The organism is Pseudooceanicola nanhaiensis DSM 18065, from assembly GCF_000688295.1.
Classification (GTDB): Bacteria; Pseudomonadota; Alphaproteobacteria; order Rhodobacterales; family Rhodobacteraceae; genus Pseudooceanicola; species Pseudooceanicola nanhaiensis.
In genome coordinates this window covers 1-22,620 of sequence record NZ_JHZF01000018.1, presented here as the reverse complement: position 1 = coordinate 22,620, position 22,620 = coordinate 1, and the positions used below count along the sequence as shown (strand labels likewise).

General features: G+C 59.5%; 18 protein-coding genes and 1 riboswitch. Of the genes, 10 read left to right on the top strand and 8 right to left on the bottom strand.

The features are described 5' to 3' along the window. Positions 1-40: 40 nt before the first annotated feature. Positions 41-159, bottom strand: a riboswitch (TPP riboswitch). 199 nt (positions 160-358) lie between these two features. Then, positions 359-1,663: a type II toxin-antitoxin system HipA family toxin gene (locus Q344_RS0120925; protein WP_028288497.1), complete on the bottom strand. Its 1,305-nt coding sequence runs from the start codon at positions 1,661-1,663 to the stop codon at positions 359-361. Next, entirely contained in the window at positions 1,656-1,994 is a 339-nt protein-coding gene (locus Q344_RS26810) for a helix-turn-helix domain-containing protein (RefSeq protein WP_081894020.1), read from the bottom strand. Before Q344_RS26810 ends, Q344_RS0120925 begins: the two co-directional genes overlap by 8 nt. 418 nt (positions 1,995-2,412) lie before the next feature. Between Q344_RS26810 and Q344_RS24685 the strand changes: the two genes are divergently transcribed. Further along, entirely contained in the window at positions 2,413-3,735 is a 1,323-nt protein-coding gene (locus Q344_RS24685) for an ImmA/IrrE family metallo-endopeptidase (protein ID WP_051630967.1), read from the top strand. Then, positions 3,704-4,795: a beta family protein gene (locus Q344_RS24680; protein ID WP_036540237.1), complete on the top strand. Its 1,092-nt coding sequence runs from the start codon at positions 3,704-3,706 to the stop codon at positions 4,793-4,795. Before Q344_RS24685 ends, Q344_RS24680 begins: the two co-directional genes overlap by 32 nt. Before the next feature lies 1 nt (position 4,796). On the opposite strand, the gene Q344_RS0120905 is transcribed toward Q344_RS24680, so the two are convergent. Next, positions 4,797-6,770 carry a UvrD-helicase domain-containing protein gene (locus tag Q344_RS0120905; RefSeq protein ID WP_028288494.1) on the bottom strand — a complete coding sequence of 658 codons (1,974 nt, stop codon included), beginning with the start codon at positions 6,768-6,770 and terminating at the stop codon, positions 4,797-4,799. Beyond that, entirely contained in the window at positions 6,767-9,001 is a 2,235-nt protein-coding gene (locus tag Q344_RS0120900; RefSeq protein WP_028288493.1) for an AAA family ATPase, read from the bottom strand. Before Q344_RS0120900 ends, Q344_RS0120905 begins: the two co-directional genes overlap by 4 nt. Before the next feature lie 530 nt (positions 9,002-9,531). Between Q344_RS0120900 and Q344_RS0120895 the strand changes: the two genes are divergently transcribed. From Q344_RS0120895 to Q344_RS26430, 8 genes are all read left to right on the top strand, one after another. Further along, positions 9,532-10,641 carry a tyrosine-type recombinase/integrase gene (locus Q344_RS0120895; RefSeq protein ID WP_028288492.1) on the top strand — a complete coding sequence of 370 codons (1,110 nt, stop codon included), beginning with the start codon at positions 9,532-9,534 and terminating at the stop codon, positions 10,639-10,641. 59 nt (positions 10,642-10,700) lie between these two features. Continuing rightward, positions 10,701-11,582, top strand: coding sequence for a recombinase family protein (locus Q344_RS0120890; protein WP_028288491.1), 882 nt, complete (start codon positions 10,701-10,703; stop codon positions 11,580-11,582). 366 nt (positions 11,583-11,948) lie between these two features. Then, entirely contained in the window at positions 11,949-13,148 is a 1,200-nt protein-coding gene (repA, locus tag Q344_RS0120885; protein ID WP_028288490.1) for a plasmid partitioning protein RepA, read from the top strand. Then, a complete protein-coding gene (gene repB, locus Q344_RS25745) occupies positions 13,148-14,116 on the top strand; it encodes a plasmid partitioning protein RepB (protein WP_244881796.1) in 969 nt (322 codons plus the stop codon). The genes repA and repB overlap by 1 nt, the downstream gene beginning before the upstream one ends. Positions 14,117-14,356: 240 nt before the next feature. After that, positions 14,357-15,412: a plasmid replication protein RepC gene (repC, locus tag Q344_RS25740; protein ID WP_084178531.1), complete on the top strand. Its 1,056-nt coding sequence runs from the start codon at positions 14,357-14,359 to the stop codon at positions 15,410-15,412. A gap of 106 nt (positions 15,413-15,518) precedes the next feature. Then, positions 15,519-17,687, top strand: a complete 2,169-nt coding sequence (locus tag Q344_RS0120870; protein ID WP_028288489.1) for a ParB/RepB/Spo0J family partition protein — start codon at positions 15,519-15,521, stop codon at positions 17,685-17,687. A 99-nt stretch (positions 17,688-17,786) separates the two neighbouring features. Next, positions 17,787-18,260, top strand: a complete 474-nt coding sequence (locus Q344_RS0120865; protein WP_028288488.1) for a hypothetical protein — start codon at positions 17,787-17,789, stop codon at positions 18,258-18,260. A 386-nt stretch (positions 18,261-18,646) separates the two neighbouring features. Further along, the gene (locus tag Q344_RS26430) at positions 18,647-18,811 is read left to right on the top strand and encodes a hypothetical protein (RefSeq protein WP_009574204.1); all 165 of its coding nucleotides are present in this window, start codon (positions 18,647-18,649) and stop codon (positions 18,809-18,811) included. A 231-nt stretch (positions 18,812-19,042) separates the two neighbouring features. On the opposite strand, the gene Q344_RS0120855 is transcribed toward Q344_RS26430, so the two are convergent. The 4 genes from Q344_RS0120855 to Q344_RS25730 all read right to left on the bottom strand — a co-directional run bounded on the left by Q344_RS0120855 (position 19,043) and on the right by Q344_RS25730 (position 22,555). Beyond that, positions 19,043-20,053: a hypothetical protein gene (locus tag Q344_RS0120855; RefSeq protein ID WP_028288487.1), complete on the bottom strand. Its 1,011-nt coding sequence runs from the start codon at positions 20,051-20,053 to the stop codon at positions 19,043-19,045. A gap of 32 nt (positions 20,054-20,085) precedes the next feature. Then, positions 20,086-21,245, bottom strand: a protein-coding gene (locus tag Q344_RS0120850) for an IS3 family transposase (protein WP_229669245.1) whose coding sequence is annotated in 2 segments (ribosomal slippage) — positions 20,086-20,996 and positions 20,996-21,245 — 1,161 coding nt in all. Because the reading frame shifts where the segments join, the coding sequence is not laid out codon by codon here. Positions 21,246-21,588: 343 nt separating this feature from the next. Continuing rightward, positions 21,589-21,771 carry an H-NS family nucleoid-associated regulatory protein gene (locus Q344_RS26805; RefSeq protein ID WP_084178538.1) on the bottom strand — a complete coding sequence of 61 codons (183 nt, stop codon included), beginning with the start codon at positions 21,769-21,771 and terminating at the stop codon, positions 21,589-21,591. Positions 21,772-21,797: 26 nt separating this feature from the next. Beyond that, a protein-coding gene (locus tag Q344_RS25730; protein WP_156954595.1) for an IS5 family transposase occupies positions 21,798-22,555 on the bottom strand; the annotation gives its coding sequence in 2 pieces (ribosomal slippage) (positions 21,798-22,219 and positions 22,219-22,555; 759 coding nt in all). Between the last annotated feature and the right edge of the window lie 65 nt (positions 22,556-22,620).

Below are 22,620 nucleotides of genomic sequence, written 5' to 3'. Positions count from 1 at the left end.
GGGGTATGTGCCCCCGGGCCACGGATATGTGGTCGGGGCCCGCGCGGCCAGTGCACCATCCCTACGCCAGTGTGAACTGGATCAGGTTCATCGGGTCACTGCGCTGCACGGGTGCCAGCAGTATCTCAGCCTCTTGTCGAGACCCCCCGGGTGAGTGCCCGCAGGCTGTTCTGGGCGCGCGCAAATGTCAACGCATGATAAGGCGGGCCATTATTGTGACCTGTACGCGGCGAGCGACGCAGTGCTCAAAACGATCTCAGAGTGAGCCGGACACCGGTGATATCGCGCTGCAACTTCGCGCGATGGACAACAAATTCCACGACTGATCCCAAGGCAAACAATGTCAGGCAATCCTGCGCTACTTGTCACGCAAATTCATGCGAAACGTTTTCTCGATGCGGCTCACATCAGAATGCTCGACACCCGCCCGTTCAGCGAACTCGTGCCACTGCGCGACCGCGCCCACGATTTCCTCAATAGCTTGGTTCGCCCTGTTGGATTTCAGCCCCACGTTCGAAGCAAAAACCATGAGGTCGCCATGAGTGAAATCGTTTCGCTTTCCGGCCAGGCTCATTTGATGGTCGCGCGTCCATGAGCCAGAGGGATTGTAGGAATAGGCCACGTCATAGGCTGGGGACAGTCGCCAAGCGCCGGACCGGTCCATGAGGAAGGAGATATTCTTGACGTGGTCATCTTGGTTGCGAGCGACAACGTTGAAGACAGCGCGCTTGTATTGTTGCTCCACCACATCCATTCCGAGCCCAAGATCCCTGATCGTCATGATGGCCTGCTCGTAGGAATAAGAGGCCGGGTCATTGAAGTCGAAATGCTGCATCGCGCCGAGCGATTGCATGTGGACCTTTCGCCCTCGTTCGTCGCGGTCGAACCGACGTGTCATGAAATGGCTTCGTCCGCCTTCATGGTGAAGCCTGCATTCTGACATGTCGATGCCCGCCGCCGTCGCCATCAAGTAGTATGCGTACTCGATTTTTCCGAAGCCTTGGGGATCGGCAAGCTCCTTATCTCGATTGTTGGACACACCGTCGAACTTCAAGAGCCAGTGCTCATATCCCTCGTCGACTTTAACTTGCCCTGACCTGAACTCCCCGGTGTCTCTGTTCCAGGCAAGCACCGCCTTCGCGCGCGCGCCACCCGCCGAAGTCCCGACGCTCAAAATATCTTCCAGCGCCCCTGCGTCATCCTCGCCTCCGAGCCTGCCGGCAAGGTCCTCGCGCTCGCTTAAGACCCTGTTAGCCAGATCCACCAACTGGGCCATTTCCAGCTTTTTGGACCGGGTCGCCTTGCGGACCGTTGGCTCGAACTCCAGCGCCCCGATTCCGCGGTTGCCGATGTAGCATAATCGATCTACTGGGCTGAACCGGCCCGCGCTTCGCCCCGTTTCTGCGAGCCATGCATCAATCAACCTGTTGCCGAACTTGTCTGGCAACGCGTCGGCCAACATGCCGGGTAGCCCTTTGAACGTTTCCTTCGGAAGAGCAGGAAACTCGTAGGGGGCTTCCCGTACTGGCATTTTCAAAGGCGCGACCTCAATACCCGCGCCCACAAAGGCCGGGTCGTATTGAAAGATGCCGAGTGCGCGTGTTTCATCCCAACTTACGGCACCGATGCGCCGACCCCACAATACTACGCTCGCGTCAGTCATCTACTTCGTCACCCCAGGTCCATGATGATTTTTTGTGTTGTTCCGATCCAGGACTCGCTCTCCTTCGTTCCTTCCCCTTCTGTGAGACGCGTTCAATTGGCCTGATCTCTCCCTCTGGCAACACAGAGAGTAGCGCATGCTCCAAATCGAGCGCAGCGGCGACGCGAAGAAAGGTGTCCAGTGTGGAAGGATCCCCAGCCTCAAGGCGACGCAGGGTGCGCACTCCGATGCCCGCCTTCTCGGCGAGATCAGTTTGCGTTACGTTGCGCGCGAGGCGCAGACGCGCAAGACGTTGCCCGATTTCATGTTCGATTTGTTGTGACGTCGCCATTGCTTCTCTAAAGGCCAAACGTTGCCGATTAAGCTAGTTAACTTGCCGTAGCCGGTCACATATGGCCCTTTGTAGACTACTTTGTCAACAGGTCTCAAGTGGCCTCTTGTGGCGCCGGATTGCCATCAAGCGGCCGCATGCGGCCTTTTAATGACGATTTCTGACTTCGCACTGGTGAATTGTTGGGGAATGGACCCAAGCGAACCCAAGGTCTCTCCTGCGGAAACCGCGAACCGCATCGAGGTGCTGCCAGCTCATTTAGCCAAACTCCACATGCCCATAGCAGGCGTGATGGCAGCACCGGAAGGCCCGAGTTCATTGCAACAACGCTTCACGGCAGTTCAAAAGCCCATTGCACCCAACTTATCCGTTGCGTACTTGGCCACAACATAAAAGTTGGGTATATTGAGGCATGACCATGAACGGAATCATCCTGAACGAAAAGGAAGCACGGGAAGCGCGCGCGCGGATTTCTCGTCTCTCCGAGGCACTTCACTCGGAGCTCGCGATGGAGCCGGTCGTGGCCGGTCTGCCGCCTGAGGTGGTTTCTCAAGTCTCGCGAATGATGAAGGCCGAACGCGAGCGCCTGACCCAAGCAGTCGAGGCTTATGAAGTGGCCAAGGAAACACAAAAGCCCACAGCACTAAAGGCCCTTGTAAACCAAGAGCCGGGTTTGATGCTGATCGTCGCTAGGATAGCCAACGGTTACTCCCAGAAGGATCTAGCATGGCGCCTAGGAGTGAAAGAACAGCAAGTCCAGCGTTGGGAAGCAGAGCGATACGGACAGATCAGCCTCAAGAACTATAACCGCGTCGCGGCGCTGCTCGGCGTACGCCTGACTGCGGACATGCCCGACCAACCTGCCTTCCGTGGGCTGGACAAAGTGATTGACGGGGTCTCGAAGTCCGAAATCAAGAAAATCCTAAAACATGGACGCGAGAACGGCTGGTTCGCCGAGGACTTCACCGAGGCTGAGCTTCGCCGCTACATCGCCGAGAACCGGATCGACTTTGGAAGCCCTGGGCTACTCCGAACTGGCCTCAACGTTGTCGACCACACCGAAGACGTCATGCTCCATGCCTGGCGTGCTAGGGTAACAGCCAGGGCGCGCGAGGCTTTCGCGAGCGTCGAGGACGTTCATGAGCCACTTGAACTCAAGTGGATGCCCGGACTGGTCCGTCTGAGCAACGACACCCGCGGGCCGCTCCGGGCGGTGGAAGTGCTCGCCGACCGCGGCATCGTTTTGATCGTGGAACCACAGGTCCCCGGCCTGAAGATCGACGGCGCGGCCTTCATCGTGGATGGGAGACCGGTCATCGGAATGACCGTCAGGACCGACACCGTGGACAACTTCTGGTTCACGCTGATGCACGAGCTTGCCCACGTCACGCTTCACTTCTCCACCGGGCTGGCCGTAGGCTTCTACGATCAGACGGATCAAGAGGCATCGGTCGATGAACAGGAGGAGGAGGCAAACCGCTTCGCCTCCAACCTGCTCATCCCGGAAGAACGCTGGCGGCGCTCTACCGCCCGCATCGCGAAGTCGGCTGCGGTAATCGAGCGCTTTGCCAACGAGTTGGGTATCCATCCGGCGATTGTTTTCGGGCGGATACGCAAAGAACGGGGAGAGTGGTCCCTGTTCGCAAACAAGATCGGGAGGAACACCGTGAGGAAACTGTTTGTGGGCGAAGCCCAGAAAGGAAAGAGTGATGCTCCCATACTTCCCGGCCCTCAGGGCTAAACCCGGCGAATTCGCTGCCTGCGGTAGGCTGGCCGCCCGTTATCAAGGGCATGTCTGCCCTCGCTTCGTGGTGCCGCCTCCCACAGAGTCAGACCCAGAAAAGGGGCGCATACCCACGCTGGACGAGATTGCCTACATGATGGGCGAGCGCCTCGGAAAGAGCTGGCCGCACCGGCGTGCGTTTCTCGACCCGCAACTGGCAGCGGCGGCCCTTGGCGACGAGGGGGTGGCGACCCTCTTCCGCATCGCCACGGCGGTAAATCCCCGCCTGCTTCCGGTGCTGTCGATAGCAGATCTGTCCAATCCGGCCCGCCAGGCACTCGTTCGGGAGGGGGACGTCAGGGCGGGTATCTACATGGACTTCGAGGAAGTTGATCCCGCCGCTTTGGTCGAGGCGGTGGAGAAGGCGGGCGTCCGGCCGGAACAGTGTGTCCTCTTCGTGGACTTCACTGGGGCTCCCTTGGGCGCTGACTTCGCGCCCGCCATCGGCGAAATCTTCGATCAACTGGACGGCGCGGCGCGGTGGAGCAAAATCGTCTACCAAGCGTCAGCGTACCCGGATAAGCTTCCGGTCGGTGCCAACGACCAAACGTTGATCGCCAGAGCAGAGTGGACCACTTTCTTGGCGTCTCTCAAAGAGACTGGTGTCCAACCAGATCGACTGGCCTACGGCGACTTCGGCGCGGATTGCGGGCGGATGGTGTTCCCGAAGGGCAAGGGCGGTGGACGACCGAGGCCGCACCTTCGCTACACCGGTAAAACCCACACCTTGGTGATCAGAGGCAGCGACTCGGGAGCCTTCACGCCGACGATGCGCGAAGTCTGCAGGCAGATCGTCGAGAGCAAGGATTACTGCGGCAGAGGCTTCTCCCCCGCAGACGACCGGATCTGGCGCAACGCGAAAGGGCTGACAGAAACCTGCGGCGACGCGACTGGCTGGCGGGAACTGAACACCGCGCACCATCTGGTCAGGATCGTCAGGGACTTGGGCGCCATGTCTGGCATCGAGTTCGAAGAGGATGCTGTCGCTGAGTACTCGAAGCAGGAAAGCTTTTTCTAGCTCAGCGCTGCAGTGCAGCTTCTTGATAGGTGCCGTCGGCCGCAGCTATCATAACCTCATCCGCGGCCATCCATCCGTTGGAGATCAGAAACCTGCGAACCGCGTCGGGGGCCTCGGAATAGAGCACAAGCGCGAGGCTCTCTTCGGCCCGCGTGCAGGTAACGTAGAGCAAACGGCGGGTGCGCTCGATCGTGGTTTCTTCGCCCTGATCCGCCTTTTTCTGAGAGGCTGGGGACAGGCGCTTTACGTCAAACAGCGTCTCGTAGGAGGCAAGGCCCTTGAAGCGTGTGCGGGCGTCATCAGCGATCACCATGACCCGTGGAAATTCGAGCCCCTTGACCCCTTGGTGGGTGCCATAGGGGCTGCGATCTTCGACATAGGCGAGGTAGCGCGCCACCTGGGAAAACGGGGCATCAAGCGCCTGCGTCCAGGCCTCGGTGATGGTGGGTTCAGTAGGTGGTGAGACCTCGGGTGTGGTCATGTCGAGCTCGTCAAACAAGGGATCAAGCTCGGCAAAGATATCGGCCATGTCTTGGGCCGCAGGATTGTCGTCAGGCAAACAGGGCCGAAGCTGGTCAGGGATCGGGAACAACCGGTGCTCGGCCACGACTGCCAACACGTCGACACAACTCGGATCCGGTTCGTCTTTAAATAGCGTCATCAACGCTGCAACGCCCGCCCGTGCCGCGTCGAGGCCAGTAGCCTGGCCCCCGCGCCCCGTCTGGATACCTCTCTTATCGACCAGCGGTGAGCCGTCGCGCAGCACTGCCATCGCGGCAAAGGCATCCCCATTCCTTTGTGCCGTCACCAAAGGCAAGACCCGGTGGGTGAACAGCCGCATCGCAGGTAGGGTGCCATCGCGAAACCCGTCCTTGAGCTTGTCGGGTTTGCTCAGGGGCTCAAACAACTCACTGAAACCAAGCCGTGCGGCGGCCATGTGACGCTCGATCGTGAGGGTCTTGATCGCCTCCGCGTTCTGCCACGCGGAATCTCCGGTGATGCGGGCCATTTCTGCACGGGCGGAGGCCTCGAAGACTGCGCGATCTGTGCCGTCGCTTGGCGCAAGAAAGACACGCACGGTGCCACCCGGTTTGTCTTCGCGCGCCCGCTGCTGGCGGCCATCATCGTCGCGCCGGATCGAATTCGCCAGGTCCACGATCCGCTTGCGGCTGCGGTGGTTCATCTGTTTGGCCGGTTGCGAAAAATCCCCCACTCGCTGGTCAAGATCGCGCAAACCATCGGTATAAATACGCTGCATCGTGTCCCCGAGCAGCCCTAGGGCGATGCGGCCGCGATGGTGCGCCTCGAAGGTCAATAGCGCCTCCATCAGCGGTTTCATCGTGTCCTGACTCTCATCGATTAGGATGAACGGGTAGCGCGCCAGAACGATGTTCTGAAACGTCTCGCTTTCAGTCAGGAAATGCGCGGCGAGCGCAATGACTTCGGTATGTTGCAGCGCATCGCGGCCGAAATTGTCCCCCTCGGGCGCATAGGTGAAGGCGCGAATTTCAGCCAGGCGCTCCAGACGCTTCGTCTTGGAGGCCATCTTCTTCTCGCGTTTGTCATGGGCGTCGGTGCCCGCACGGCCCTTCGCATGGGCTGCCTGGATCTCGGCAATTTCTGTCCGCAGGTTGCTCTCTAACCAGCCCCGAATATCAGCCGTGCGTCCCTCGATGAGCGACCAGGCGAAACTGTGGATGGTCTGCACCTGAAACACCGGATCGGCCTTGACGCGGCGTGTGATCTCATCTGCGGCGGCGTTAGTATAGGTGATGACGGCAATCTTGCGGCTGTGTTTGCGCAACGTGGTCAGGGTCTGTGTGTCCAATCCCTCAAGTGCCTCCTTGAGAGATCGCGTCTTGCCCGACCCCGCCCCGGCAAAGAGAAAGAAGCTGCGCGGTTGATCGAGGGACAGGCACTCGCGAATCGTCGCGTCAGCGCCCGCGTCGCGGGTAGCGTCGGTCATATCTGTCATGCCGCGCCCTCCACGCCCTTTAGCTGGCCCGCGAGCCAGTTAAGGCCGGTGTCGATATATGGCGGCGCGCGCAACGCTTTGATGTCTTTGATGTACAGTAGATCCAGTGCGAAGGCGGCCTTTTCCGGTCTTTTTGCCAACCTTTCAAAGAGTGCCTTGGCGAGGTCTTCAGGGGCCTGAGCCTCAGCGATGGATTTGGCAAAGGCACGGGTCATAACGCAGGAGAACTCTGTCGCTGCGGCGTCCGTCACGGCTTTGGGGTTGGTCAGGACAAGAGCATCCTCGAAAGTACTGGGCGTGACGTTCGTGGACACCGAGCCAAGTGTCACGTTTTGCGGGGTTTGATAGCTGACGGCGATGGGGCGGTCAGGGGCCGTGTGACACAGGGCCTTGGGAGGCGAGGCTAACAACGCATCGATCTCTGCCAGCTTGGGGAGCCAGGTTTTTAGTACGTGGTTGGCGGTGGTTTGAGCGCCCCCGCAGCAAGGCTGGACCGATTCTTTGACGACCTTCCCGCCTTTGTTGACCTCTGCCACCGCGTCGAGATCGGTGATGATCAGCGTCGGCACTTCCAGCGCCTCGACCAGAGGCCGCAGCCTGTGCGCGTGACTGCCCCCCAGTTCCAAAAAGGACAGATAGGCCGCAGCCAAATCAGGATAGTGATGCTGGATCAGATGCGGCAGCAGAATCCGCTCCGCAGCACCCTCAATCACGATGATGGCGTCGGCGAAGAATAGATCAAAATGTGTAGTCAGCAGATAGCGCGTCACGAAGCGATGGGTTTCATTGTCCGCACCAAAGAGCCCAGTCATATTCGCCACACTGGCCGTGGGCACAACTCCGTGACTTGGTAGCTCGCGCTTGAAGTAACGCAGCTCCTCAAACGCGGCGGCGTGTGCGATATGGCCCGAATGGGTGCTCACGACCAGCTGAGTGGTAAAGGCCGAGCCCTCCTGCTCCAGATCGTTATGGTTGCGCAGCACCTTGTGTGCCCTAGCCATAAACACCTGCTGTACCTGAACATGCAGGTGTGCCTCCGGTTCCTCGATCAGCACCAGTTGCAGGGGTTCGATACCCTTGTCGTCTGGGGTCACCGCCTTTGACTTGAACTTTCCTACCTGCATCCAGTCATCACGGAAACGCATGAGCTGAAACACCATGGAGATCAGGTTCTGGAAACCCAGGCCGTTGTAGCCTTCTGGCAGTTTCACCCCGGATGTGTCGCCCGAGATATCGTATTGCACCGCAGCCGGGTGATCGAGCCCGTCAACGGGTTTGATCTGAGTGGCTATGAAGAGTTTCGGATTGTTCAGCCCGCCGGGGTAGCCGAGACTTTCCAGTTCCTTGATAGCATCAGCGAACCCATCCTTGAGCCGGGCATTAAAGGTGGTTTCGGCATCATGGATTGCCTCGAGCGCTTTGACATCGTTCGGCGTGGGGTCCTTTTCGGGGTCGATATGTTTACGGAAATAGGGCTGTATCTGGCTGGCAATCTTGCGGCTAGTCGCGCTCATCGCTTCATCGTCGTCGCCATTACTGTCCCCTGCGTCTGCGAAACCGCGTTGAGCGTTGATCTCACGAATGTGGATGAGTCCAGCAAAGGGGTTTGAACCTATCCCCTCCGACAAGGGCGGCAGGGGATGCGGCTCCACCGGCCCTGTTGTAGTGAAGCTCATGGGATCCAAAAGATAGGCGTTGAGTTCGAATAGGTCCCGCAGTCGTTTGTCCAGAAACTCCCGAAAATCGCGCGGCCAAAGCGCGAACCCTTTGGCCGTTGCGCCGCCGGGTTGCAGCGTTTGAGCGGCCTCTCGTGCAGCCAGGTACTGCGCCTTGATGTCCGACCCGTTCTTTGGCTCAAGTCGCAGGCGTACCCCGAGCAGGCCACCTGTCCAGGTGAGGGTGGGGATCAGATGCGCGACATGGTGAAGTTCTGAGTTGTCTGCGTGGAGCCAGACGTCGATGAACGGAAGCTGGTCTTGGAGCGGGCTGAGATCCGCCTCGGCCTCCGGTGTCCAAGTACCCGCGATCTTTTCGATAGCGGCCCAGTTTGAGGCTGTCACATCACGCGTGTCGATACCGCCCCGATCCTTGAGAAATTTGCGCAGCGCCTTCATGGCCGATGTCTTGCCGCTGTTGTTGGCCCCGACGAGCAGAGTTTGTTTGTCCGACATATCCAGACGGGCGCGCCGTAATTTGCGAAAATTGAAAACTTCAATGCGTGTGAATTTCATAGTGTCGATCTCCCCCGCGCACGAAAAGCTGTACTGGTGATTGTTTGTTTGCTTGTGCAGCGGGCTTGTAGGCGTGCACGGTCGCCGAGGGACCTACCAGTTTCACATGCCCGGCTGTTCTCTTTGCGGGCTCGAAAAGGGCGGTAGAAATCGCATACGTACTTAAAAACTCACTTGGCATGTGCAGTTGCCTTCCTCAGCTCGCGTAAAAACGATCGTTCATAAAAAATAACAATATTCCACTGTTGCCGTGGTCAGTGTAACACTGGTTCAAACGCGACTTAGTTGCTCACCGGCGCCAGTAGCGGTCTCCTTGAGATGTCGGATTGCTCAAAACAGTAAGGCGCTTTGCAGAACGTTTCCCACCGAAGGGAAAGCTCGTTGCGAAGGCCAGAGCGGCCTCGCGGGTAGCGAAGGTATAGGCCAAGCCAGGATTTCCAGTGGTACTGTAGCCACCTTTTCGCCAGGTCGCATAGCTCCATCCACTGTTCCCCCGTCCGATAAGTTTGCATTATCGGACATTAAAAGATATGCTCAGCGGCATGTCAAAAAACCACGAGAAATCGAGCTCTGAGGCGCCAATCACGCCTTCAATCAACGAGGACAACGAGAGAGATCGCCCGGACGGAGAGGCCTTGAGCCTCCCTTCCTCTGTGGCCGGCTCCGGCGCACTTGACCGCCTTGTGGAAACCGCCCGCGACTACGCGCGCGCTGCGGCCTCGGAGAACACGCTGAAAGCCTATGCCAAGGACTGGGCGCATTTCACGCGCTGGTGCCGGATGAAGGGTACGGAACCACTGCCGCCCTCCCCAGAAATGATCGGGCTCTATCTCGCGGACATGGCGTCCGGCTCGGGCCCCTCCCCTGCCCTATCGGTCAGCACAATCGACCGCCGCCTCTCAGGCCTCGCTTGGAACTACGCGCAGCGGGGGTTCACCCTCGATCGCAAGAACCGCCACATCGCCACAGTGCTGGCCGGGATCAAGCGCAAACACGCGCGACCGCCGGTGCAAAAGGAGGCGATCCTGGCAGAGGACATCCTCGCGATGGTCGCCACCCTTCCTTTCGACCTGCGTGGGCTGCGGGATCGGGCGATCCTGCTGCTGGGATATGCCGGGGGCCTGCGCCGCTCGGAAATCGTCAGTCTTGATGTGCACAAGGACGACACACCAGATTCCGACGGCTGGATCGAGATCTTCGACCAGGGCGCCCTCCTGACCCTCAACGCCAAGACCGGCTGGCGCGAGGTCGAAATCGGCCGCGGCTCGAAGGAACAGACCTGCCCAGTACGTGCCCTCGAGCAGTGGCTGCACTTCGCAAAGATCGACTTCGGTCCGGTCTTTGTCGGCACATCGCGCGATGGCAAACGGGCATCCGAAACGCGGCTCAACGACAAACATGTGGCCCGTCTGATCAAGCGCACGGTCCTGGATGCCGGTATCCGATCTAAGCTACCCGAAAATGAACGTCTGGCGCTGTTCTCTGGTCACTCGTTGCGCGCCGGGCTTGCCAGTTCGGCAGAAGTGGACGAGCGCTATGTCCAGAAGCAGCTCGGACACGCTTCGGCCGAGATGACCCGCCGCTATCAGCGCCGTCGCGACCGGTTCCGGGTGAACCTGACCAAAGCAGCTGGGCTGTAGTCGCGGTCTATAAAGGGTCGTTTAGTGGCGGTATGTAAAACTGCAAACGGCTGGCTTTGATGCCCCTGATCGGCTACGCGCGCGTCTCGACCGAGGATCAGACCCCCCTGCCCCAGTCGCAGGCCCTGAAATCGGCGGGCTGCGCCGAGATCCACGAGGAGCAGGCCTCGGGCGGTAACCGCGCTCGTCCGGTGCTGGCCCGCGTGCTGGACCGGATCGGTAAAGGCGACACGCTGGTCGTCGTGCGCATCGACCGCCTTGCGCGATCGCTCTCGCACCTGCTGGAGGTGATCGAGCGGCTGGAGGCCAAGGGAGCTTTCTTCCGCTCGCTGCAGGATCCAATCGACACCGCCTCTCCTCAAGGAAAATTCACATTGCAGGTTCTGGGCGCCGCGGCTGAGTTCGAGCGCGCGCTGATACGTGAGCGCACAAAGGCCGGGCTTGCCTCTGCGCGCGCCAAGGGCCGCGTTGGTGGCAATCCTGGGCTTCGCACCAAAGACCCCGCCGCGCTGCGCAAGGTGCGGCTGGCACGACAGGACGGCTACATGGAGCGCCTGAACGAAACCGCGCAGGATTGGGTGCCCCACGTGCGACGCCTACGGCCGGATATGGCCTGGGAAGATGTTTTACGAATCATTAATGGCCCCCTGCCCCACGACCGGCACTGGACCCAAAGCCGCCTACTCCGTGCTGTGAAAGCCTATGTCCGCGACGGGTTTCTACCAGATGCAGTGCTTGGCCGCGCCGGACGCCGGGAAACCGATGACCGCCTGCCGGCCATCGTCGCAGCAATCAAAGGTGCTGACCCCGAGATCACCTTGCAGGCAATCTGCGACCGACTGGAATCCATGCGTGAGCGCACCCCTCGCGGTCGCACCAGCTGGCAGCCTTCCTCAGTCAGAATGCTACTGGAGCGGGCAGAGCGCCTCGGCCTCTTGTAGGCGCTAATGGTCGGTAAACCACTCTGTTCGCTTGGCCCAAATCTTCCAGAATCATCGCCTCAGTTGGACGAAAACTACGCAAATATCCAACAAAGCCTTGGGGTTAGTTCGCGCGAGCAGAAAATATCTCGAAGGGTATCGGCTGCGCCAGACACGGTCTTTATCGTTGGTAGTCAATGCGTTATCTAGCGCAAGCCCCGCGCGACCGAATTGGTGCTGTGGATAACTTTTCCACTACATCTAGATTCTTCTTGCCGGACTCAGATGTTCGTGGCATTTCCATTCTGACGGCAAAACGCGTCAGACGCGGCTTCGACCGTCAGAACGACAAGGAGCCTTAGCAAAGGCCATGAGAGGCGGCAGAACATGGATGATCGAAATACGGGCTACGCGCAAGGCATAGGCTCTTCCGACATCGGAGCATTCGCAGACAGTCTTGCTGAGTCGCTTGACCGGCAGATGAAAGTTGCGTTCGAGCCAGAAGAACGCAAGTCCTTGCGCCGCTTCAGCTCGACCGAGGTCGCCGAGTTGCTGCGCGTTAGTACGTCGAACCTGCGCAACCGCCATAAAGACGGCAGCTTCCCAGAAGTTCACACTGATGGTCGCGGTCATAGGTTCTACACGGCCGAAGAAGTTGACGACCTCCGCAACATTTTGGCGCGGACAGGCAAAAATGCTGACGCGTACAGACCTGGCCGCCGAGACGGCGACCGTCTTCAGGTCATTTCGGTCGTGAATTTCAAAGGCGGCAGCTCGAAGACAACAGCGACGATCCATTTGGCACACAGGTATGCCCTGCGTGGCTACCGCGTGCTTGTGCTTGACCTCGACCCACAAGCCAGTTTGACGACATTTTTCGGCTTCCGGCCTGAGCTCGAATTTGCCGAAGGCGGCACGATCTACGACGCATTGAGATACGATGATCAGGTTCCGCTCTCGGAGGTCATCCAGAAAACATACTTTCACAAGCTCGACATGGTCCCGGCTGGCTTGATGTTGTCCGAGTATGAAACCGAGACAGCGAACGCCCTTGCGCGCAGGGTTCAGCCGATTTTCGCGGAGCGTCTTGCTCTGGCGTTAGAGGAAGTCGATTCCGACTACGACATCGTGCTGATCGATTGCCCTCCGCAGTTAGGCTTCCTAACATTGACAGCATTGGCAGCATCCACGGGCCTGCTCGTGACGGTGGTCCCCGGCATGCTCGACATCGCTTCTATGAGCCAGTTTCTCAAGCTTGCTTCGGAAACCGTCAAGGCCGTCGAAGAGGCGATTGGACGGCATGTCACTTGGGACTTCGTAAAGTTCCTGATCACACGCTATGAGCCGTCGGACGGACCACAAACGCAAATGGCCGGCTACCTGCGTTCAATCCTCGCGGGCCAAGTCATGACTGAGCCAATGCTGAAGTCGACGGCGATTTCTGACGCCGGCATGACTCAGCAAACCATCTATGAGGTAGACCCGAGCCAGCTCATTCGAAAGACCATTGATCGGGCTTTGACCAGCGTGAACAGCGTTGCCGATGAGCTGGAGCAGACAATCCAAATGGCATGGGGGCGTCGCTGATGGCCCGAAATATCTTCAACCAACCTCCGAAAGACGAGAAAGACTCGTCAGCCCCCTCCCCTGCCCCGGTCAAATCCTCGAAGCTACCTGGCTCGGTTGGCGGATTGCGGGATTCTCTCCGGGAAATCACTGCCAACTCAATCCGAGATATCGAGCCCGACCGGATCGATATGGATGGTCTCCGGGATCGCCTGATCCTGGAAGATAGTAGCATTGAAGATCTCGCCGAAAGCATTCGCAAGCATGGTCAGCAAGTGCCGATCATGGTTCGCCCCTCTGACCAACCGGATCGATACCGCATCATCTACGGGCGTCGCAGACTTGCAGCCATTCGAAGAGTTGGTGGAACTGTCAAAGCGATTGTTCGAACACTCGATGATGATGCTTCTCTGATCGCGCAAGGTCAGGAAAACAACCTGCGGCTGGATCCGTCCTTCATTGAAAAATCTCTTTTTATCAAAGAGATGCAAGAGGCCGGTTACAAGCCTGGCGTCATTCAGGACGCCCTAGGCCTCACCCGGCAAGGTGTGTCGAACCATCGTGTAGTCATCGAGCAGCTACCTGACGAACTTGTCCGGCTTATCGGCCCGGCTCATGGCGTAGGTCGACGCCAATGGGGTGATCTTGCTGCACTTTCGGAGAAGGTTCCGCTTGTCGACATTGCGCGTGAGACACTTGCCTCTCTGCCTGACAGCACTCCAAGCTCGGACAAGTTTCAAGCCGTCTACGTCGCTTGCTCCAGCAAGGCGCGTGGTGCAGCCAACCAAAGCGCACGTGGCCAAACGACAGTGGTAAAGGACAATAGTGGTAGCCCTGTCGGCACACTTTCAGTCGATGGCAAGTCGATCTCTATCAAGATCACCCGCAAGGACAACCCGGAATTCGGCCAATGGCTCGAAGAGCGCGCGGAAACCACACTGCGACAGCTTTTCGAACAATGGCAGAATGAGAGAGGCTCGGGGAGCTGATCCCCGGTCATAACCAAAAACACGAGCAGAGGAGAAAGGCGAAGACCAAAAAGAAAAGAGCCCCCCAAGGTTTCCCCCGGAGAGCCCTCATCATCTGATTAGCACCTGTGATGTAGCAATCTCCGACATACCGGTCAAGAGTCACCGATTCGGTGGACGTCTTTTTGTTGTCTTTTCTCGCCAAAAACAGCGAGAAGAGCCGGGGAAGTTGTGGGCCGCAACGGTCGTCGTTCAACAAACATGGCATTCACAAAGCTTTCCGCTCAGACCTTTGACGTCGGCAAGGGCACCCCCGCCACGTCCACACCTGAAACCGACATCTGGGCAGTCTTCCGCGCGCTCAGAGACACTCGCAGCCTGTTCGGTCTCCGTCCAGGACATGTTCAAACGCTCCAGGCGATGCTGAGCTTTCTCAAGCCTGGGCACGGAGACACAGTGTTCGCTTCCAACGACGAGATCTGCCGTAGAGTTGGCGGGATCGATGAACGAACCCTCCGTAGGCACATCGATCGCTTTGTTGAACTCGGTTTCATGAAGCGCCACGACAGCCCAAATCGCAAAAGATACCGAGTGAAGTCGTCCGAAGGTCTATCCATTAGCTATGGCTTGTCACTGGCTCCGTTGCTCGCGCGGGCCGGCGAACTACTTGCGGCAGCCCAAGCGATGGAAAACGCTCGTCGGGATCGCGTGTTTTTGCGAAAGCAAATCCTAACCAAACTTGCGCAGATCGACGAAGCTGACCCGGAGAACGAACTCACTCATCAGGTACGCCGAGTTCTTCGGAGGAAGCTCTCGATCGCGGAGTATCGTGCTTTGCTCGACGAACTGGAAGCCCAATGCAAACAGATGTCCACCGCGGTGGACGCACCAGAACCAATGAAACTGCCCGCCAATGACGGGCGAACTGTCCGGCACCATTCTAAGTCTAAAAAAGAACAAAAAGATTTAGAAAGCGGGACCCATAGCGAAACACTTCCCCTGCAAACGCTCACAACCGTTTGTGACCAAGCTACATCGTTCGCGACGAACTCGCTTAGAAACTGGCACGATGTCGAAAGCCACGCCAGAACACTCGCTCCAATGATGGGAATCCACGAAAGCACCTTCGAAAAGGCTGCTAGGAAGATAGGCTCTCAAAAAGCATCATGCGCCATCTTCATAATTCTCCAGATGAGCAACCGCATCCGAGACTTTGGAGCGTATTTCCACAGCATCACGCTCGGTCGCAGAGAAACTGACTTCAATCCATCACTGTTGCTGGAGAGGCTTTCTCGTTCTGGGGCAGCTACTGCGTGACGTCCACCGCGGTGGACATGTTGAGAGGTAGAGATGGGCTGTGAAAGGGGTGACGGGAAGTGAGATCGGGAGAGTGGCTTCCGGCGCCCGTCGTGGAGAAGATCTGATGGCGAAATCTGCCCAGAAAGTCACCCTGTCCCCCTCCCGGGACATTCCCTTCGACAAGCTCGTCCTGAGCCAGGCCAACGTCCGGCGCATCAAGGCCGGCATCTCGGTTGAAGAACTGGCCGAAGACATCGCCCGACGCGGGTTGCTGCAGAGCCTGAGCGTCCGGCCCGTTCTGGCGGATGATGGGTCCGAGACCGGCAAGTTTGAAATTCCCGCTGGCGGTCGGCGCTTCCAGGCCCTGTCACTCCTCGTGAAGCAGAAACGCTTGGCCAAGACGACGCCCATTCCCTGCATCGTACGGGATGCCAAGTCCACGATCCTCGCCGAAGACGATTCGCTCGCTGAGAACATGCAGCGCGCTGCCTTGCACCCGCTCGATCAGTTCCGCGCCTTCGTGGCGTTGCGGGAGAAGGGTCAGGGCGATGAAGAGATCGCGGCCGCTTTCTTCGTCACGCCGCAGGTGGTCAAACAGCGCCTGAAACTCGCCGCCGTGGCCCCTGCCCTGCTCGAACTTTATGCCGAGGATGAAATGACGCTGGAGCAGCTGATGGCTTTCACGGTCAATCCGGATCATGAGCGCCAGGTTCAGGTTTGGGAGGCGATCCGGTCATCCTGGAACAAAGAGCCTTATCAGATCCGACGCATGCTGACCGAAACTTCGGTGCGAGCCTCCGATCGTCGTGCCGTCTTTGTTGGCGTCGCGGCCTATGAGGTTGCTGGCGGCACCATGTTGCACGACCTCTTCCAGGGCGACGATGGCGGCTGGCTGGAAGACCCTGCCTTGCTGGATCGTCTGGTCAGCGAAAAGCTACAGGCTGAAGCCGAAGCGATTGCGACCGAAGGTTGGAAATGGATCGAGGTCTCGCTCGACCTGCCCTATGGCTACAGCCACGGTTTGCGGCGGCTAAGCGGAGACCCGGCGCCGATGACGGATGACGAAGGCGCGGCCCATGCCAAGCTGCTTGCCGAGTACCGGGCGCTCGAAGAGGAATACGAGGATCAGGATGAATTCCCCGAAGAGATCGACGCGCGACTTGGCGAGTTGGAAGTCGCGATGGAGAAGCTCGAGGCCCGGCCGCTGATCTTCGACGATGAGGAGATCGCACGGGCAGGGGCTTTCGTGACGCTTGACCGCTATGGCGAGCTTGCCGTTTATCGGGGCTTCGTGCGGCCCGAGGATGAGCCTCGGGAAGATGCCGACGTCCACAGCGGTGAACAGGCGGCAGACGGGCAGGGCGTTGAGCTTTCAGCGGGGTGCAATGTGGATGGTGTCGGCCACGGCACGGTGATCACCTCTGCCGGTCAGGCGCTTGCCGCCATTGTGCCCGAAGACGAGGATGATGGTGCGTTGAAGCCCTTGCCCGAGCGGCTGGTCATGGAGCTGACGGCGCACCGGACACTGGCGCTGCGCGAAGCTGTTGGGCGCTCACCTGACGTCGCGTTGACGCTGCTGCTCCTGAAGCTCGTCAATGACACCTTCCGGACGTCCAGTTCGGCCGGCAGCTGCCTCGAGGCTTCGGTGCGTCACGTCTACATGTCCGCGCAGGCGAGCGATCTGAAGGACAGCGTGGTGGCCGAGCTGGTGGACGACCGCCACGCGGAGTGGGAGGCCGACTTGCCGCTCGGCAACGATTCCGCGCTCTGGGACTACCTAACCTCCCTTGATCAAGGGAGCCGGCTGTCGCTACTCGCGCATTGCCTCAGCTTCGGGATCAACGCGCTCCATGAGAAGGTGAACCCCTATGGTGCTGGTATCTCGGCCAGCGGTTTGACCAAGCGGATGACCCAGTCCGACTTGGTCGCGCAGGCGGTCGAACTCGACATGGTCGAGGCGGGTTGGGAGCCGACGGCCGATACCTACCTGAACCGCGTGCCAAAGGCCCGGATCCTCGAGGCCGTGCGCGAGGCGAAAGGGGACGGGACGGCGCAACTCCTCGATCACCTGAAGAAGGGCGAGATGGCGACCGAAGCCGAGCGTCTGCTGAAAGGCAGCGGCTGGTTGCCGGAGGTTCTTCGCCGTCACGACCTGGTAGCACTCAACGGTGCGGAAGGGCAGGGGGCGTCTGAACCCGTTTCCGACGCCGAGCAGGCCGAAGATGTCGACCTTCCCGCCTTCCTCACCGCTGACCTGGCGGATGATGATGCATCGATGATGGCTGCGGAGTGATCCGCGCCATCCGAGGGCGGGTTTCCCCGCCCTCAATCACATAAAAATCAACAATATCAATATTTTGAATGCAAAATGACGCATTCAGGATGAGGAATCATGTCTGCAACCACCATTCTCGACACCGCGCCCCTGGGCGCGCTCATTCGCTACACCGACAACAGTCCGAAACCGCCTGCGCGGTTCACGAAGAAACTCGCGGCCTGGGAGCGCTCGAACGGCGTCGGCCGTCTCGTCAAGAAGGAGCCGCCGCGACCCCATGCGACCTGGATCGCACCGGCTTCGTTCACGCTGCACGAGGGGAACTTCTCCTCAGACGGGGTCATCCTCGTCACCATCATGCGAACGCATTCGGCTGACAGTGCGTTGACCTTCGAGATGGCAGAAGTGCCGAAGCCCGGACAGGTGCGCGTCCTGCTGGATTTCGGCGGTTGCACGGAGCTGCTCCACCTGGCCGAGTCTGTCACGGCTGCCGAGCTCTGGATCGCCAGAGAAGGCTATCGCAACGCGCGGCTGGAGATTGTCGGCAGCGAGGACGGCGATAGGGCAGGGGACGCAGAACTCGCCGCCTGAGCCTGTAAAATCCAAGAGGTCCGCCCAAGCGCGGGCCTCTCACCCATCACGACCCCGTCCTGTGAGATCGCGGGGCACCATAGGATCCAATCCATCACGGAAAGAGATCTTCACCCAAGAGCCTGCCCGGGAGGCTGGCAGCGATAGCATCAGCGGAACATCAGGCTCCAGTCAGCGGTCGCACCATCCCCCGCTCGCCATTCCCTTCCTTGCCCCGAATCCCGTCTTCGAGATCAACCCGCGAGGGGTCGGACTACGGGCGAGCCCGTGCCGCCGGGTGGATTCGGACGAGCCGAACGCACCCGGTGATGTCAGCCAGTCTTCAGGCCTGCGGGGTCCTGTCGCGCGGGGGATGGTCCTCCGCCTCCAAGACAGGAGCCAAACAGATGTCCCGCAAAGATGCTCACGCTTTCGCCGCTTCCCTCGCCGCCACGCTCATGGTCTCGATCGTCGTCTTCCAGGCAGGTGATGGAACCTATGGCGCCGTCCCCGCAGATGAAATCGACGGAGACGAGGTCGTGATCGTCTCGGAATACGATCCCTTCGGGTGAGGCTTTGGCCTCACTTCCCGAGGGCCCAGGCGTGGCGCAGGTGCGCCCCTTGGCCTATCACCGACAAAGAGATCGGCGATGCCGATCCTAAGAACGTCGGTATGCGACCCGGTGTGAACCGTGATGCTCCCTGATCGCATTGCCGTCCATCGTGACCTCTCCATCGTGCGTGTCCCCTCCTATGTCGTGCGTTTGCGCGAAAACGACTGACCAAGCGACGGTGGTGACGGCTCAGTTGGTCTCAAGAAGGCGCGCGATCTCGGCCGCATTGTCCCGGATCCATGCCAAAAGGTCCCGGGTCGCGATGAGACCCGCCTCGACCTTGTCTTGTTCGTCCTCGAAGGGGCGCATCGGGTTCACGCCGGGCGTCCTGGCGCGAATGGAGAGGCTCTGCCCTGCGGTTTCCACTTGATAAGAGGTCCCCCGCAGCAGCGCGCTTGAACGCAACACCGCGACTCGATTTGCCTTCTTCGGGAACTGGACGTTAGTGTACTTCCAGGCTTCTTGTTTTCCAAATTCGTGCCGTAGCCTCATGTTGGGAAGCGCCGAGATATGCATTGCTTCGAAGATGCGTGTGGTCGCCTTGGGGCCATCAGTCGAAGGCCGAACCTTCAAATCGGGCAGGATTTCCGATGCCAACTGCTCGTAGGCGATCGCGAAGTCCTTCTTCTCGGCCACGGTGCTCGCCACCCAGCCACCCGACGCCCGTTTCCCGGCCAGTGCCTCCAGGAGTTCGATCCTCACTGACAGCCGCCGAGACAGCTCCCCTTCGTCGAGATCCACGAGCCGGCTTTCCAGGAAAGCGATGATCTCCTCGATCGTGACATCTGCCGCGAACGCGCCGTTGTGCTGTAAGCTTGGCATCTTGCCGGCCGGGGCCACGAGCACGGCGGCCGCCCTCTTAGGCCCCAGCTTGAGTAGCTGCGCCTGGACCTCGCCGAAATATGACTCGGCTTGGCCGGTTTGGAAGTTGTCGGCGACCTTGCTCTCCAGTAGCACACAGGCTTTCTGATCGCCGCGGGAGAACCAGCCCAACTCTACATCGGTTTGCCGACCGTCGAGGCTGGCGCGGACAGGGCTCTTGCGCACGCGAATATCTCCGGTCTCCGGCGGCAGGAAATCAGCCGTGATGCGGTTCAGAAGCCAGTCGCGAAAGTCGTCGGAGGACGAAAGCTCTTCGACCAGAAAGTTGTCCAGGTCCCTCTCTCGGACGCTGTCCCGATATGCATTTTCGTTTAACATACAACCTGACCTGCCCCCTGCCGGTCCCTCATTCATAACGAGAGTCTGCAGGTTGGATTTGGGTATTCGACTTCGCTGTCTGGTGCAAGCGCGCCGGGCGCGGAGCCCTCAAATTGCTCAAGCGCTCGGCGCGCTTGCTGTGGCGTCTGGTTGCCCAGGGAAGAGTGCGGCCTGACCGTGTTGTAGTCGTAACGCCATAGGGCCGATTTCCGACGCGCATCGTCCAGGCTGTCAAAAAGCTCCTCGTTGAGCAGCTCGTCGCGCAGGCTGCCGTTGAAGCTTTCGATGAACGCATTCTGCTGGGGCTTGCCCGGATCGATGTAGTGCCACGGCACCTCGTTCTCGTCGGCCCATTTCAGGATGGCCCGACTGGTGAACTCGGTGCCATTGTCGCTGACAATGCAGCCAGGCTTGCCGTAGACCCGGAGCAAGGCACTGAGCTCCCGGGCGACCCGTGCGCCGGAGAGGCTGGTGTCCGCCATGAGGCACAGGCATTCCCGCGTGCAGTCGTCGATCACGGCGAGGATCCGGAACTTACGTGAGGCGCCGAAACTGTCGGACACGAAGTCCAAGGACCAGCGCGCATTGGGTTGTCCCGCGACCGGCATCGGCGTCCTCGTCCCACGTGCGCGTTTCCGGCCACGCCGCCGCTTCACGGAGAGCCCTTCTTCACGATAGATCCTGTAGAGCTTCTTGTGGTTCATGGCCATGCCCTTGCGCTCCAGCAGCACGCCGATCCGGCGGTAACCGAACCTGCGCCGCTTACCGGCGATCTCCTGCATCTCCTTGCGGATATCGGCACTGTCCGGCGGGCGATCTCGCCGGACAGTCTTGGGATCGACACCAACCAGCCTGCAGGCCCGGCGCTGCGAGATGTCATGATCCCGCATCACCCGGAGCGCCGCATCTCGCCGCTTGATCAATGTCGTCAGTTCTTTCCCAGCAGGTCTTTCAGCACCACGTTGTCCAGCATCGTGTCTGCCAGCAGCCGCTTGAGCTTGGCATTCTCGTCCTCAAGGGCCTTCAGCCTGGCCGCCTCGGACACTTCCATACCGCCATACTTGGCCTTCAGTTTGTAGAACGTGGCGGTGCTCAGCCCGTGCCTGCGGCACACCTCAGCCGTCGGCATACCGGCCTCCTGTTCCTTGATCATCCCGATTATCTGCGCCTCGGTGAAACGGCTCTTTCGCATGTGTCTGCTCCTTCAGAGTTGGCGCAAACTCTACATCACGGTGAGGGATTTCGCGGGGGGCAGGTCAAACCCTACCTATTCCCTCAATGAAGTGAGGTTTGCCCGGCCCGGCCATCCTGTCAAACGCCGTGGCATCACTTGCTGATTTTCTCCGAGCAGTACGCTCCAGTCATTTCAAATATAGAGGGTTTCGGGAGGTTCGCTCCGGTGGACACGATGGCCAGCAGGCGCGGGCAAGCGGCCAGTTGTGGCGCTGCCTTGGTCAGGTAAGACGCACAGAAACTGATAACCAGCAGTGCGCCGCGCGGATGTCAGAAAAGGGGCCATCGCGTCGCTAATTCCCTCAACGTATTGCTGCCTCACTTGAGATGTTGCCGACCACCAAAGCCTTCACGAACCACCGCGGTTTGCGACCTCGGTCAGACCAGGTGGGTGCTGGATGCTCAGAATGCTGGTATCTCGCCGTTTCTGGCGAATGCGCTGTTTTCGTTTTGGAGCCGACAAATTCGGCGAGGTAGTAGCCCAGGTTCTAGGCTCTGGACTCATTGAGTTTCACAGCCAATAGATGACGATTGCAGCGAGAGCGATGGCAGAGAAGAATGCCTTTGGGCATCTGTCGTACCTGGTTGCCACACGCCTCCAGTCCTTGAGCCTGCCGAACATGATCTCAATGCGGTTGCGGCGTTTGTAACGCCGCTTGTCGTATTTGACCGGGGTCTTGCGTTGGCTCCGGCCTGGGATGCAGGCGCGGATCCCCTTGTCTTGCAGGGCTTCTCGGAACCAATCAGCGTCGTAGCCCCGATCCCCGAGCAGCCAATCGACGTTCGGTAGGCTGCTGAGCAGCGCACGCGCACCGATGTAATCGCTGACCTGCCCCGCGGAGACGAAGAAGTTGATCGGGCGGCCTTTACTATCGCAGAGGGCGTGCAGCTTGGTGTTCATGCCACCCTTCGTGCGACCGATCAGCCGACCACGCCCCCTTTTTTCACGCCCAGACTGGACGCAGTACGATGTGCCTTCAGGTAGGTCGCATCGATCATCACTGTCTTCTTCTCGCCATGCCCGGCTGCCAACCCCGCCAGCATCAGCGCGAAGATGCCTTTGTCGCTCCAGCGCTTCCAACGGTTATAAAGCGTCTTGTGAGGACCATACTCCTTCGGCGCATCCCTCCAGCGCAAGCCATTGCGGTTTATGAATATAATCCCGCTCAGGACGCGCCGGTCGTCGACACGCGGCTTGCCGTGGGACTTCGGGAAGTAGGGCTCCAACCGCGCCATCTGCGCGTCGCTCAGCCAGAAAAGATCAGACATGTCACCGCTCGTTTTCCGAACGCTGAATCATGCCCTTCGGCTGAAATCAATGGGTCCTGAGCCTA

Coding starts and splice junctions, on each gene's coding strand:
- Q344_RS24680 (WP_036540237.1), top strand. CDS start 3,704: ATGCTCCCATACTTCCCGGCCCTCAGGGCTAAACCCGGCGAATTCGCT.
- Q344_RS0120855 (WP_028288487.1), bottom strand. CDS start 20,053: ATGTTAAACGAAAATGCATATCGGGACAGCGTCCGAGAGAGGGACCTG.
- Q344_RS26430 (WP_009574204.1), top strand. CDS start 18,647: ATGTCCCGCAAAGATGCTCACGCTTTCGCCGCTTCCCTCGCCGCCACG.
- Q344_RS0120895 (WP_028288492.1), top strand. CDS start 9,532: ATGCTCAGCGGCATGTCAAAAAACCACGAGAAATCGAGCTCTGAGGCG.
- repA (WP_028288490.1), top strand. CDS start 11,949: ATGGATGATCGAAATACGGGCTACGCGCAAGGCATAGGCTCTTCCGAC.
- Q344_RS0120925 (WP_028288497.1), bottom strand. CDS start 1,663: ATGACTGACGCGAGCGTAGTATTGTGGGGTCGGCGCATCGGTGCCGTA.
- Q344_RS0120870 (WP_028288489.1), top strand. CDS start 15,519: ATGGCGAAATCTGCCCAGAAAGTCACCCTGTCCCCCTCCCGGGACATT.
- Q344_RS24685 (WP_051630967.1), top strand. CDS start 2,413: ATGAACGGAATCATCCTGAACGAAAAGGAAGCACGGGAAGCGCGCGCG.
- repB (WP_244881796.1), top strand. CDS start 13,148: ATGGCCCGAAATATCTTCAACCAACCTCCGAAAGACGAGAAAGACTCG.
- Q344_RS0120905 (WP_028288494.1), bottom strand. CDS start 6,770: ATGACAGATATGACCGACGCTACCCGCGACGCGGGCGCTGACGCGACG.
- Q344_RS0120865 (WP_028288488.1), top strand. CDS start 17,787: ATGTCTGCAACCACCATTCTCGACACCGCGCCCCTGGGCGCGCTCATT.
- Q344_RS0120890 (WP_028288491.1), top strand. CDS start 10,701: ATGCCCCTGATCGGCTACGCGCGCGTCTCGACCGAGGATCAGACCCCC.
- repC (WP_084178531.1), top strand. CDS start 14,357: ATGGCATTCACAAAGCTTTCCGCTCAGACCTTTGACGTCGGCAAGGGC.
- Q344_RS26810 (WP_081894020.1), bottom strand. CDS start 1,994: ATGGCGACGTCACAACAAATCGAACATGAAATCGGGCAACGTCTTGCG.
- Q344_RS0120900 (WP_028288493.1), bottom strand. CDS start 9,001: ATGAAATTCACACGCATTGAAGTTTTCAATTTTCGCAAATTACGGCGC.